11 protein-coding genes and 2 pseudogenes are annotated in these 13,258 nt (G+C 53.1%); 4 read left to right on the top strand and 9 right to left on the bottom strand.

Annotation, left to right across the window (positions count from 1 at the left end; translation table 11 throughout):
- Positions 1 to 80 precede the first annotated feature (80 nt).
- The gene (locus tag ACOTX5_RS22880) at positions 81 to 1,139 is read left to right on the top strand and encodes a YncE family protein (RefSeq protein ID WP_040117596.1); all 1,059 of its coding nucleotides are present in this window, start codon (positions 81 to 83) and stop codon (positions 1,137 to 1,139) included.
- Between the two features lie 261 nt (positions 1,140 to 1,400).
- Here the strand turns inward: ACOTX5_RS22880 and dcp are convergent, their stop codons facing one another.
- Complete coding sequence (gene dcp / locus ACOTX5_RS22875) at positions 1,401 to 3,434, bottom strand: peptidyl-dipeptidase Dcp (RefSeq protein WP_045911700.1); 2,034 nt, start codon at positions 3,432 to 3,434, stop codon at positions 1,401 to 1,403.
- A 143-nt stretch (positions 3,435 to 3,577) separates the two neighbouring features.
- Between dcp and ydfG the strand changes: the two genes are divergently transcribed.
- Together ydfG and ACOTX5_RS22865 are read left to right on the top strand one after the other, a co-directional pair.
- Entirely contained in the window at positions 3,578 to 4,324 is a 747-nt protein-coding gene (ydfG, locus tag ACOTX5_RS22870; protein WP_022647991.1) for a bifunctional NADP-dependent 3-hydroxy acid dehydrogenase/3-hydroxypropionate dehydrogenase YdfG, read from the top strand.
- Positions 4,325 to 4,414: 90 nt separating this feature from the next.
- On the top strand, positions 4,415 to 5,101 hold the full coding sequence (locus tag ACOTX5_RS22865) for a GntR family transcriptional regulator (RefSeq protein ID WP_003857403.1): 687 nt from the start codon (positions 4,415 to 4,417) through the stop codon (positions 5,099 to 5,101).
- Positions 5,102 to 5,136: 35 nt separating this feature from the next.
- Here the strand turns inward: ACOTX5_RS22865 and ACOTX5_RS22860 are convergent, their stop codons facing one another.
- Complete coding sequence (locus ACOTX5_RS22860) at positions 5,137 to 5,568, bottom strand: universal stress protein (RefSeq protein ID WP_015570611.1); 432 nt, start codon at positions 5,566 to 5,568, stop codon at positions 5,137 to 5,139.
- A gap of 287 nt (positions 5,569 to 5,855) precedes the next feature.
- On the opposite strand from ACOTX5_RS22860, the gene ydfZ reads away from it, so the two are divergent.
- On the top strand, positions 5,856 to 6,059 hold the full coding sequence (gene ydfZ / locus ACOTX5_RS22855) for a putative selenium delivery protein YdfZ (RefSeq protein WP_003857405.1): 204 nt from the start codon (positions 5,856 to 5,858) through the stop codon (positions 6,057 to 6,059).
- A gap of 44 nt (positions 6,060 to 6,103) precedes the next feature.
- On the opposite strand, the gene ACOTX5_RS22850 is transcribed toward ydfZ, so the two are convergent.
- The 7 genes and pseudogenes from ACOTX5_RS22850 to ACOTX5_RS22820 all read right to left on the bottom strand — a co-directional run.
- Positions 6,104 to 7,567 carry a mannitol dehydrogenase family protein gene (locus ACOTX5_RS22850; protein WP_015570612.1) on the bottom strand — a complete coding sequence of 488 codons (1,464 nt, stop codon included), beginning with the start codon at positions 7,565 to 7,567 and terminating at the stop codon, positions 6,104 to 6,106.
- Between the two features lie 223 nt (positions 7,568 to 7,790).
- Positions 7,791 to 9,329 carry an MFS transporter gene (locus ACOTX5_RS22845; protein WP_047727114.1) on the bottom strand — a complete coding sequence of 513 codons (1,539 nt, stop codon included), beginning with the start codon at positions 9,327 to 9,329 and terminating at the stop codon, positions 7,791 to 7,793.
- 27 nt (positions 9,330 to 9,356) lie between these two features.
- Entirely contained in the window at positions 9,357 to 10,763 is a 1,407-nt protein-coding gene (gene uxaC, locus ACOTX5_RS22840) for a glucuronate isomerase (protein WP_047062774.1), read from the bottom strand.
- Positions 10,760 to 12,067 (bottom strand): annotated as a pseudogene (locus ACOTX5_RS22835) (MFS transporter); the annotation flags it as partial. The pseudogene ACOTX5_RS22835 and the gene uxaC, both read right to left, overlap by 4 nt.
- A gap of 141 nt (positions 12,068 to 12,208) precedes the next feature.
- Positions 12,209 to 12,526: a hypothetical protein gene (locus ACOTX5_RS22830; RefSeq protein ID WP_023306078.1), complete on the bottom strand. Its 318-nt coding sequence runs from the start codon at positions 12,524 to 12,526 to the stop codon at positions 12,209 to 12,211.
- Positions 12,526 to 12,765, bottom strand: a complete 240-nt coding sequence (locus tag ACOTX5_RS22825; protein ID WP_171963451.1) for a hypothetical protein — start codon at positions 12,763 to 12,765, stop codon at positions 12,526 to 12,528. The genes ACOTX5_RS22830 and ACOTX5_RS22825 overlap by 1 nt, the downstream gene beginning before the upstream one ends.
- 82 nt (positions 12,766 to 12,847) lie before the next feature.
- Positions 12,848 to 13,258: pseudogene (locus tag ACOTX5_RS22820) on the bottom strand (phage tail protein); the annotation flags it as partial.

Raw genomic sequence — 13,258 nt, 5'->3', positions numbered from 1 at the left:
ACAGGTAATTTTGTAAGTTAAATGTAAATAAATGTATATTTATCAAAACCAGCGCGGCTCGCGCATGACAGGAACAAAAAATGAACACATTCCATTGGCTAAAAGGAAAGACATGGGGCTTAAGCATTCTTACCGCGGCGTTAACCCTGAGCGCAACGGCGTCAGCAGCCCTCCCGGGTTCGGCTGAGCTCAAGCAGCGCGAACTCGCTGACGGTCTGTATGAGATGGTTTACTCCCCAACGGCAAACGCGTTGTACGTTGCGAGCGCACAGAGTTTCAAAAACGTCAATGGCGGGGTGCTCTTTAAACTGGATCCCACAACGCTTGCCACGCAAGGTGAAACCCACACCGACCTGAAAAACTTCGGCATGGCAGCGGACGATAATGGCAAGGTCTACTACACCACCAACACCCTTGATGGCGGGGTATCGAAAGTGGACGTGCAAAGCGGCAAGGTGCTACAGCGCCTGATGTTTGAAGGCAAAGACAAGGATGGCGACCCGGTTGGTGCGCGTGAAATCCTCTTCCACAAGGGACAACTGTTTATCGGCGGCGTTGCCGACCCTGGGTTTATCTCCGTGGTTGATGCCAACACCATGACGCTAAAAGCCCGAATCGAAAATGCCGGGAAATGGGTGACGGGGATTATTTATTCGCCGCTGACAGACCGCCTTTATGCCGCCAATGGCGGCGGTGAAATTCTGGTGATTAACCCGGAGACGTATAAAATCGAACAGCGCTGGACGCCGGGAGATAAAAAAGCGTATTTGTTCCTGAATATGGCAGAAGATCCGGCCACCGGGCGCCTGTTCGTGACTGATGATTCAAAAGCCAAAACCACACTGGTATTTGATGAGCGCAGCGGGAAAGTTATCAAGCGTCTTAAAGGCGATGCGCTGGGAATAAAGTTTAACGCTGAGCGCAACGAAATTTTCATCACTCAGCGCGAATCCAGGAAGGTGTTGCAGCTTGACGCCGGGAGCTATGCTGTGAAAAACAGCTGGACGTTCACCAGCCATCCCAACAGTCTTCTGGTAACACCGGACGGTAAAACGTTATACGTAACCGTGAAGCAGGACTTCAATGACGACAACACGACGAAAGGCCCGGATAGTGTGGTTCGTATTTCATTAAATTAAACAATATACAGCCATCCTGTGAGGGATGGCTGACTTATAAAGGTGGACGCTGAAGCAGTATCTTTAGTCCGGCCAACGGATAAAGCCGAGTTAAAGCGCCAGATGTTCTAAAGTCGCGGGGATCCTTACTGGGTAAAAGTAAAGGTGTAGCTACGTGAAGCTGACCCCTATCCTCCTGCAAATTTCGCAGAATTAAGGATTCATTTTGGGAAAGAAAAAACCGGGCCTCGCGCCCGGTTCTGTTCCCACACTAAAAAAGCCTTACGCACTCAATCCGCGATTCTCCAGCATCGGTTCGATCTTCGGATCGTGCCCGCGCCAGTTCCGGTAAAGTTCAGCTAAATCAGTGCTGTTGCCGCGGGACAAAATCGCCTCGCGGAATTTCTGTCCGTTCACGCGCGTCAAACCGCCCTGCTCGACAAACCACTGGTAGCCATCGTCCGCCAGCATCTGCGTCCAGAGATAGGCGTAATAGCCCGCCGCGTAGCCGCCGCCGAAGATGTGGGCGAAATAGCTGCTGCGATAGCGCGGCGGTACGGCTGGAAGATCCAACCCCTCTTTTTTCAACGCGGCGGCTTCAAAGGCTTCCACGTCTTCAACGGGCTCCTGAATGCCGTGCCAGTTCATATCCAGCAGCGCGGCGCTCAATAGCTCCGTCATGTCATAACCCTTATTAAACTGGGTCGCATTGAGCATTTTTTCCCGCAGCGCATCCGGCATCGGTTCGCCTGTTTGATAGTGACGAGCAAAGTGCGCAAACACCTGGGGATGGCTGGCCCAGTGTTCATTGATTTGCGAAGGAAATTCAACGAAATCACGTGGCGTGTTGGTGCCTGAAAGCGTGGCATAGCGCTGGCTGGCAAACAGGCCATGCAGGGTATGGCCAAACTCGTGGAACAGGGTAATCACATCATCCCAGGAGATTAGCGCGGTCTGCCCGTTCGCCGGTTTTTGATAGTTGCAGACGTTATAAATCACCGGACGCGCGGCAAACTCATAAGACTGCTCAACAAAATTCCCCATCCACGCGCCGCCCGCTTTGGAATCACGCGCGAAAAAATCGCCGTAGAACAGCGCCATGCCTTCACCCGTGTGGTCGAAAATCTCCCACACGCGAACATCTGGGTGGTAAACCGGAATATCAAAACGCTCGACAAAGCGGATACCGAACAGCTGCGTGGCGGTCCAGAATACGCCATCTTCCAGCACGGTATTGAGCGCGAAATAGGGTTTGATCTGCGACTCATCCAGCGCGTATTTCGCTGAGCGCACGCGTTCGGCATAAAACGCCCAGTCCCAGGCCTGCACCATAAAACCACCCTGCTCGTCGTCGATGACCTTCTGAATATCCGCCTGCTCCAGCGCGGCCCTGCCGCGTGCCGCAGGAACTATCCCGCGCATGAATTCGAGCGCGGCTTCCGGCGTTTTCGCCATCTGATCGGCAATGCTCCAGCTCGCATAGTTGTCAAAGCCGAGCAGCTGCGCCTGTCTTGCCCGTAACGCGGTAAGCCGACGGATCAGCTCGCGCGTATCGTTTTCGTCGCCTTTCTGAGTGCGTTCCCAGCCCGCGCTGAACAACTTTTTACGGGTCTCGCGCAACGACAGCGCCGCCAGCGCGGGCTGTTGCGTGGTATTCAAAAGCGGGATCAGCCAGCGATCCGTCAGCCCTTTTTCTGCGGCAGCGTGAGCCGCGGCAGCCACCTCCTCCGCACTGAGCCCGTCAAGCTGGTGAACATTGTCCACCACCAGCCCTCCCGCCTTGTACGCCGCCAGCAGGCGCTGGTTGAACTGGCTGGTCAGGGTGGCGGCTTCGGTATTCAGGGCTTTCAGCTCGGCTTTTTCATCGGTGTTCAGACGCGCGCCCGCAAGAACAAAGTGCTGATACATCTCCTCCGTCAGTCGTCGGGATTCGGCATCCAGCGCCTCGCGATCCTGCCAGACGGCTTCCACGCGGGCGAAAAGCGTATCGTTTAGCCAGATATCGTTCGCCAGCCCGGCCAGTTCGGTGGAGAACTGCTCGTCCAGTGCCTGAAGATCATCGTTGGTGTGTGCGGACGTCATGGCGAAGAACACGCTGCTCACGCGCGACAGCATGGCCCCGCTCTTTTCCAGCGCCAGCACGGTATTGTCGAAGTCCGGCGCGGCGCGCTGCGCGATAATCGCGTCAATGTCTGCACGCTTCAGGCGCATTGCTTCATCAAATGCCGGACGATAATGGCTGTCGTTAATCGCATCAAAACGTGGCGCCTGATAAGGCAACAGGCTAATTTCAAAAAAAGGATTGTTGACCGACATCGTTTACTCCTGAGCACGGTATTTCTCCCCAGAGTAGGCCAGCCTGCGCCGGCCTGCAATGGCGTCATACAAATGTTGCCTTAACGACGTGCCGGAGAGCGTGCTATGTTAGTACAACACAAAAAGCGTTGAGGAACAGTGAGATGATTATTTTAGTTACCGGGGCGACAGCGGGTTTTGGTGAAAGCATCACGCGTCGCTTCGTCGCCAACGGACACAAAGTGATTGCAACAGGGCGTCGTCAGGAGCGTTTGCAGGAGCTAAAAGACGAGCTGGGTGACAGCATTCTGACCGCGCAGCTGGACGTCCGCAACCGCGCCGCCATCGAAGAGATGATTGCCAACCTGCCTGCCGAATGGCGTGAAATTGACGTGCTGGTCAATAACGCTGGCCTGGCACTGGGCATGGAGCCTGCCCACAAAGCCAGCGTGGAAGACTGGGAAAACATGATCGACACCAACAACAAAGGGCTGGTGTACATGACCCGCGCCGTGCTGCCGGGCATGGTTGAACGTAACCGTGGCCATATCATTAACATCGGTTCCACCGCCGGAAGCTGGCCTTACGCGGGCGGCAACGTCTATGGCGCGACCAAAGCCTTTGTCCGCCAGTTCAGCCTGAACCTGCGCACCGACCTGCACGGAACCGCGATCCGCGTGACCGATGTTGAACCGGGTCTGGTAGGCGGAACTGAATTCTCCAACGTGCGTTTCAAAGGCGACGACGCGAAAGCGGATAAAACCTATGAAAACGCGAATGCGCTGACGCCGGAAGATATCACCGAAACCGTCTGGTGGGTCGCGACCCTGCCGAAGCACGTCAACATCAATACGGTTGAGATGATGCCCGTCAGCCAGACCTATGCCGGACTCAGCGTGCATCGCGGTTAATTTACCCTGCCCGGCCTGCGGGCCGGGTATGTGATGGCAGGGAAAAGAATGGTAGTATGTTCAGGTTAACTCTCTGAGAAATCACAACCCATGGCCGCTGAATCGCAACTTAATCCTACCCAGCCCGTTAATCAGCAAATATATCGCATCTTACGCCGTGATATTGTTCGCTGCCTGATCCCACCGGGAACGCCACTCTCAGAAAAAGAGGTTTCGGTACGTTTTGACGTTTCCCGTCAGCCCGTACGTGAGGCGTTTATTAAGCTCGCAGAAAACGGCCTTATTCAGATCCGCCCTCAGCGCGGCAGCTATGTAAATAAAATTTCGCTTTCGCAGGTACGGAATGGCTGTTTTGTTCGCCAGGCCATCGAGTGCGCCGTGGTGCGTCGCGCCGCGTCGCTCATCAACGATAACCAGTGCTACCTGCTGGAGCAAAACCTGCATCAGCAACGAATCGCCATCGACCGCAAACAGTTAAACGACTTTTTCCAGCTGGACGACGAGTTCCACCAGAAACTGGCGCAGATCGCCGAGTGCCAGCTCGCGTGGGATACCGTCGAAAACATCAAAGCTACCATCGACCGCGTGCGCTACATGAGCCTCGACCATGTTTCTCCGCCAGAGATGTTGCTGCGCCAGCATCATGATATTTTCAGCGCGCTGGAAAAACGCGACGTGGAAGCCGTAGATAAAGCGATGACGCTTCACCTTCAGGAAATTAGTGAGTCAGTTCAGTTAATTCGCCAGGAAAACCGCGAGTGGTTCAGCGAAGAATAAAACCTCGCCGCCCCCTTTCGGTTGCGGCGAAGTAATTAGCGGACCACTAATACCGGAATAGTGGCGTAGCGCAGGATAGTTTCAGCATTCGAACCCAGCAGATGGGTTGTAATGCTCGGATTTTTTGATCCGATAACAATGACATCATATTTCCCCTCTTTGCTGAGCTTGATGATTTCATCGCGTACGTTGCCGAAGCGAACTTCACAGTCAATATTGTCCGGGGACATATCAAAGAGCCGTTTCAGCGCCTTCATCTTCTTATCAGACTCGGCGGTCATATACTCTTCGAACTTCTTAATATCGGCATTGAACCCCCGCAGTAACGAACGGCTGCTGTTAGGGAGAATGTTGACCAGGGTGATCGTCGCGCCTTCCGCCTTCGCGAGGTTGACCGCGTGGCGTACCGCTTTATCGCTCAAATCCATTTCAAACACATCAACAGGCATCAAAATTTTCTTATACATAAGCCTGACTCCTTTTCCGATGAAGGGTTATTTTCTGCCTCCAGAATGACATTGTGGATATAAACAAAGCCTAAACACTTGCACCCGGAAACTATCAATTAAGGAAAATAACTGTCCGCTTTGTAAAGTGGTGTCCTGAACCGTCAACGCCTGCATGAAATAAGAAAAAAGTGTGAGCTTGATCAAAAGCAAATAATTTCGTTAAAGAGAGGCGTATTAATAGTGCCCCGTGAACGGCAGCCGTTGAATTAGCGCCGTAACGGATAAGTACGAGAGGAGAAAATACCATGATGACATACGACCGTAACCGAAATGCAATCACCACTGGCAGCCGCGTCATGATTAGCGGCACAGGCCAGTTCGGCGTGATTAAAGCGATCCACAGCGACGGCCTTAATGCCGAGCAGGTGCGTCGTGGTAAAACGGTTGAAGTCGAAGGATGCGAAGGTAAGTTCGAACCGATTGAGCTGATTCGCCTGGGGATGCACTAAGCTGCGCCCCGACATGCCGCCGCGGACGGCGGCATGTCATCGCGTTAAAGCCGGGAGGCGTACTCAGCAACCGTGGCCTTCGCGCCTTTTTGCAGCAACGTTTGATAGGCCTGCATGACCGCAGCCACAAACACCGCGTCCTTCGGCAGCTCGTTACCGAAAATAGCCTCAATGCCCAACAGCGCGCTAACGCGGCTTTCGCCTTCAGCGCTACCGTTTACCGCCGCCTGAATCACCGCCAGCTGCGGATCGCTCACCTCAATCGCGTTACCCTGCTCATCCACACCGCCGACATAACGCATCCAGCCCGCAACACCGAGGGCCAGCAGCGGGAAGGGTTTCTGGTGGACAAGGTGCCAGCGAACGGAATCGAGCATCCGCTGCGGCAATTTCTGGCTACCGTCCATGGCGATTTGCCAGGTGCGGTGACGCAGGGCCGGATTGCTGTAACGTGCGATCAGCTGGTCGGCATAGTGAGCTAAATCCACCCCCTTCACTTTCAGCGTCGGCGCCTGCTCTTTCAGCATCAGCGCATGCGCGGCTGCGCGATAATGTTCATCTTCCATGCAGTCGTTAATGTGCTGATAACCGGCCAGGTAGCCGAGATAGGCCAGGAACGAGTGGCTGCCGTTAAGCATACGCAGCTTCATCTCTTCAAACGGAATGACATCAGAAACCAGTTCCGCACCGGCCTTTTCCCACTGTGGACGTCCGGCGACGAAATTATCTTCAACCACCCACTGGCGGAACGGCTCGCAGGCGACACCTGCCGGATCGCGTACGCCGGTCAGCTGTTCAATTTTATCCAGCGTTTCAGCCGTGACGGCGGGCACAATACGGTCCACCATGGTTGACGGGAAGGTGACGTTCGCTTCAATCCAGTCGGCCAGTTCGCCGTCAACAGCGCGCGCGTAGGCGCAGGTGACATTGCGCATCACGTGGCCGTTTTCCGGCATGTTATCGCATGACATCACGCTGAATGCTGGCAGCCCCGCCGCCTTACGCCGCGCCAGCGCTTCAACCACTACGCCTGGCGCAGATTTCGGCTGATGGGGGTTTTGCAGGTCGGCAACGATTAACGGATGATCGAACATCAGTTGTCCGGTTGCCGGGGAGTGGCAATACCCTTTCTCGGTGATGGTCAGGGAAACAATGGCGACCTGCGGATCGCACAGCGCCGCCAGCACGGTTTCAAGGCCGTCGACCTGCGCATGCAGCGCATTTTTGACGACGCCGACCACGCGCGCCGTCCACGCATCGGCAGACATCTCTGCTACGGTATAAAGATTATCCTGTGCCTTCAGATCGGCGATCTGCTGTTCGCCGCCAATCAGGTTAACTTCGCAGTAACCCCAGTCGCTGCCCTGTTCTGCGGCGAGTATATCGGTGTACACCGCCTGGTGCGCACGGTGAAACGCGCCAAACCCTAAATGAACAATGCGTGCCTTGAGGCTGTCGCGATCGTACTGAGGACGCGTTGCCTTCGCCTGTAATAAACGGTTTTCCATGATTGAGACTCGTTAATTATGAACGCTGAGATCCGCAGCCGCTCTGGTGACAGTGCGGCTGCGCCGGTTGACTAAACCAACTAGAATGGCAGTGTCATTACTTTATCCTGCCGATCACAATACTGGTTATGCTGCCATGAACATTGATTTACATTAACTTTCGGCCAAGTGGTGTGATATAAAAATCAAGTTGTGTGACATCTGGCAAAAGATATAAACCAGATCATACAGGGGTGCGCACCGTCTGCTCGCCGGACCGGACCGTCGGCTCACGCCACAACCTGTCGTAGGAATAGCCTGTTAAATCTTCCACGACCCGGCGAGCTTCGGCGGATACGCGTTGGGGAGAGCCGTTGGCTTTCAGGCGATCCAGCTCATCCACAAAGATTTTGTGCGTACGCTTGTTCAGGTTGAATGTCAGAGCCTGCCACAGGGCCAGGATAAGCAAGGCAGCAGTGCCGATGAACATCAGCATTGCGATGGTGTGGATGGCTTCGGTTGGCTGCGTCTGGCTCCCTTTTACAAATCCGCCGCTTTGTAACAGGAGACCCACAATAAAGGTGGCAATAGCGACCGTGGTTTTTCGGGAGAATGTCATTACCGCGGCAAACAGTCCCTCACGACGCTGACGGCTGACCATTTCATCGATATCTGGAATGAACGGGAACACGTTCCACGGTGTAAACTCAAGGACGCAGCGCCCCACCTGATACACCCCGGCCAGAATGACCAGCGTCGCGACGGTATTCAGCGCAGGGATCTGGTACACGGCAAAGAAGCCCCCCAAACAGAGCAACATCAGTGAATAGGCAAATACATATAGCTTTGATGGCCCATATCTGATGATCCCTATACCCGCAATTAACGTGACGGGCAGCCCCACAATACTCATCGACAGCAGCGTGCCTGCCAGTGAGGAAGAGACATTCAGACAGTACACGCAGAAAAATACAAATACCGTGTTGTAGACATCTTTGCCGGTAAACGACAGCAGATAGATGGCGAGATGTTTCCTGAAGGCCCGGATTTTCAGGGTGGAACCATACTCCTTAAAAATTCGTCCAAAGGCAGCCAGCTTCTCCCCTGCTGTTTGTGGGCGTGTGTTTTTTTCCAGCCCGGAGAGCATTTCCGGCGTCAACTCGCGTTCCCAGGTCACCTTCCACGAGATGAATACACATACCATAAACAGTACAGCAAAAATAACGCCGTTTATGAGGTAGGCATGGGCGCTGTTTTCCCCGAAATAGCCTATCAGTAATCCGGGAATAAATGTCGCCAGAAACGTCCCGGACGCTGAAAGAAACATGCGACAGGTAGAGAGTTTGGTCCGCTGGTTAAAGTCTTTTGTCATTTCTGACGGTAACGTTTCCCACGGGATCAGTACCATTGCAGCAATAATTTCAAATGCAAGATAGACGGCGAGATAAAAACCGTATGTCATGCCATCAAGCCACAGCAATGCATAGACCAGCATCAACGGTGCACCGATCAGCAAAAAGAAACGTCGGCGACCAAATTTTTTACCAAAATAGTTTTTGTAAAAATGGTCAGTGAAACTTCCCATAAACAAACTAACGATAGCATCGACAATCCGCGCTATAGCAACAATAGACGCCGCTTCAACCGGTGACAACCCAACAAATGTCGTATAGAAGAATAATAACCAGGCGCCGATAACGGTAAAGGCACCGCCGCCCATAATATCCGTTAGTCCGTAGCCGATACTAACCGGAATAGTAATTTTTTTTGCAGTACGAGACATGTTCCATCCCCACTCAGTGAGTAGAATTTAGAATCTGAAATAGTTTTCAGCATTATCATGGCAAATATTTTTAACCATCTTCGTTAGGATGGCGTTATTATCCGGAACTTCACCACGCTCCACCCAGCCACCAATGATATTGCACAAAATACGACGGAAATAATCGTGGCGAGTATACGAAACCAGACTACGGGAATCGGTTAACATACCGACAAAATTCATTAACAGCCCCTGATCCGCAAGGCTATGTAGCTGGTTTTCCATTCCGCGTTGAGTGTCGTTAAACCACCACCCGGAGCCAAACTGTATCGGCGATTTAACGCCCAATTCCGCAGTCTGAAAATTAGCGATAGTCGTCGCGACAATATCGTTATAGCTGGCGTTGAGGTTATATAGAATGGTTTTGGGCAAAGCTTCAGCCTGCGCCATTGCATCCAGGAGTTGGTTGAGATTGGCCGCAAGATTCGACTGATCGGTCAGCGAGTCAAAACCAGTATTACTACCCAAAGAACGGTACATGCGGGAATTATTATTGCGAATCGCACCGAAGTGTATCTGCATTGCCCAGTTATGCTGCCTGTAATTATGCGCCAGCATAATAAAAATGGCACTGTCAAGAATCGCATTATTACGGGCGTCCAGATTTTCACCCCGGCGCTTTCGGGCAAACACGGATTCAACCTGACTTTCATCTGCTGACTGAAAATGGATCTCCACGGGTCCGTGATCGGAAATTCGGCACCCCATTTCGTGGAACCAGGCAATACGCTGGCTCATTCCCTTAACAAAATCGCTGAATGTCTGGATTTTAGATCCTGTCGTCTCACCTAATCGATCGATAAAGTCGGCAAACTGTTCCGCGTTTTGCGCAAAAACATCGTCCGGACGAAAGGTCGGTAATACCTTAACGTTGAACGTCGCGTCATCACGCAATAATTGATGGTAGCGTAAATCATCAAGCGGAGCATCTGTCGTACAAATAACTTCTACCCTGGAGCGTTTAATGAGTTCCCTCGGCGTAAAATCAGGCTGCTGCAATAGCAGATTACAGCGCTCCATTATTTCACGCCAGTTATGCCTGCCCAGCGGTTCGTCACAGTTAAAATAGTGGTGAAGTTCTAAATGAGTCCAGTGATAGAGCGGATTTCCATAGCTCGCTTCGACCGTTTCAGCCCATGCCGCAAATTTATCCTCCGCCGGGGCATCGCCCGTAATGTATTTTTCGTCAATACCGTTGGCGCGCATGGCGCGCCATTTATAATGATCGCCAGCCAGCCAGAGTTCGGTAATATTATCGAGATTTTTATTCTCGAAGATATCTTTCGCGTCCAGGTGACAGTGATAATCAATAATTGGCAGCGCTTTCGCGACGTTACGATAAAGTTCAACACCTCTCGCATTGCCAATCATAAAGTTATCGTTAATAAAACTCATGACAGGGCTCCATATTTCCGCTGCTTCGCTGCGGTATCGCTCTGGCGCAGGGGTTCAGCTGCATCTTCCACCAGGCTCAAATCGCGGTCGCGCACTTCTGGCATCAGCAAAGCGGAGACCAGCCCAATCAGCGAGTACGCCACCAGCATCGCCACAATCGGCCACCAGGACCCGGTCATATTGCAGAAGATCCCCGCCAGCACCGGACCAAAGCCTACCGCCACGAGACCGCCCGCCTCTTTGGAGATCGCCATGCGGGTAAAGCGGTTTCGCGAACCAAACATCTCCGCCATGGTGATGTTTTCCAGCGCAAACAGCCCGAGCACCGCAAAGTTATGAATAACGATGATAGAGAGCATAATCACGCCCGGCGCGTAACTCTTATCGACGATAATCGACAGCATCGGGTAAGCCAGAATAATGGCTGAAATGTTAAGGATGATATATGGCAGACGGCGCCCCACTTTATCGGACAGCCAGCCCAGCAGCGGGATGGAGACGAAGCCAAGAATCGAGCTGATCATCAGCGCATCGGTTGGGATCGCCTTATCAAATAACAGCGTCTGTACCAAGTACCCGGCAAGGAAGGTCTGGATAAGCCCAGAGTTACCGGCCTGACCAAAGCGCAGCCCCGTCGCCAGCCAGAACGATTTGCTCTTAAACATCGCGCCGACCGAGGTATCCTGCGCAGCAACCGGCGCAACGGCTTCGGCATCGTTTACCTTCTCAAACACCGGGCTCTCTTTAAGGTTCATACGCAGCCAGATGGCGAAGATCATCACCACCACGCTGGCGAGGAACGGCACGCGCCAGCCCCAGGCAATAAGTTCTTCACGATCGAGGGCAAAGAACATCACGGCCCAGATCGCCGTGGCGCTCAGCGTCCCGCAGTTGGTGCCCATGGCCACCAGCGAGGAGATGATGCCGCGTTTACCCTTCGGGGCGTATTCGGCCAGCATGGTGCCTGCGCCGGAGATTTCAGCCCCCGCGCCCAGCCCCTGAATAATACGCAGCGTCACCAGCAGCACCGGTGCGAAAATCCCGATCTGCGCGTAGGTTGGCAGGACGCCGATTAAGGTGGTGCAGATCCCCATCATGGTGATGGTGATAAACAGCACTTTTTTACGGCCAATTCTGTCGCCCATTCTGCCGAAGATAAATGCCCCGACAATACGCGCGATGTAGCCTGCGCCGTAGGTGCCCATCGCCAGGATCAGCGCCATGGCCGCGGACTGCTCAGGGAAGAAAATTTCATGAAACACCAGCGCGGCGCCAAGGGAGTAGAGCTGGAAATCCATAATTTGCGGCACTACAAACAGGATGTATGCTGATGTAAGTTGAAAGCAGGCTTAAACCAAAACATTAGCGCAAGATGAATCACTACCCTCCACGGTTTTGAGTTGTTTTGCGCTAATTTTTTGCCCCAACCATGCCCCATTGCCCCATCACACCACCCTGTCATCCTGCATCACGCTGTTGATGAAGAACGTCACCCGCCCCATCACCTCAACCTCTTCCGCAGCCTCCCCCTCTATCGCTTCACCATCATCACAAATCAGCGCCCTGCCCATGACTCTGGCAAACTGAGTCCGTCCGCCGCTGAGGATTAGCAGAACCTGATTCTGTACCAGTCTGGTGCACGGCTCGATAACCGCAAAGCCAGACGAGGTTTCGAGGATGCGGCTGTCCATGCCGATCCCGCAGATAATTTCCGGAGATAAACGCGGTGCTACGAAATCAGCCGCCGGTGAAGGAAATCCCATTACTGGACCCTCCCCATGTTACGCAGGATCCAGTACCTGTTATCGCTACCGTCTGTCGTCTTGTCAGCGAAGCCTGGCTGATTGCGCTCTATCCATGCATTGGCGTCGGCTCGGGTGAAGTGCCAGTTAAAACTACGCAACTTTTCTATAAAGCTGTCTGTTCTCAGGTAGCGGTAGCCCTTTGGGTTAAGCTCTATGGCCGCAATAAAGGCGGCCTGAATATCTGAAATTCGGGGCATAATCTGCACTCCCTTTATTACTGTGTTTATATACAGTAGTTTCAAATGGAATGCAGATCAATTTGGGTTCGCCTATTAATTTTTAAGGCTGAATGTCCTCAGGCTGCTTTCTCAGTTCAAGAGAAGCTTCGGAAGCTCTTGTTTTCCAGATGCTATCCTCTGGCATATCGAGGCGAACGTCGATCCAGCTGTTGGCCGGAACATCCATAGGAGCCCCTTTTGTTTTGACGATCTCCCCTTCATCGCTCAGCATGTATTTCCGCTTAAAAAGCCGAATCGTCAGCCCACCGCTTTCTGTCTGCTCTGCTTCAACAACACCCAGTTCTCCCATTCCAGCAGGGTCCATTGGCGGCAGCAGCTGCCATCCCTCAGACGCCAGGCCTGCCGAACCAGTGAGCTTGTAAACCCCAATATCGAGGCGGGAAATGGTTATCCCCTCCGCCTCGGCGTTCGCCGTACCACAGCCGCACCAGGCGAATTCCTGTTCGTCGAT

The sequence above is a fragment of the Enterobacter cloacae complex sp. IR5441 genome, assembly GCF_049238215.1.
GTDB classification, from domain to species: Bacteria; Pseudomonadota; Gammaproteobacteria; order Enterobacterales; family Enterobacteriaceae; genus Enterobacter; species Enterobacter hormaechei_C.
This window is presented reverse-complemented; position numbering and strand designations above follow the sequence as displayed.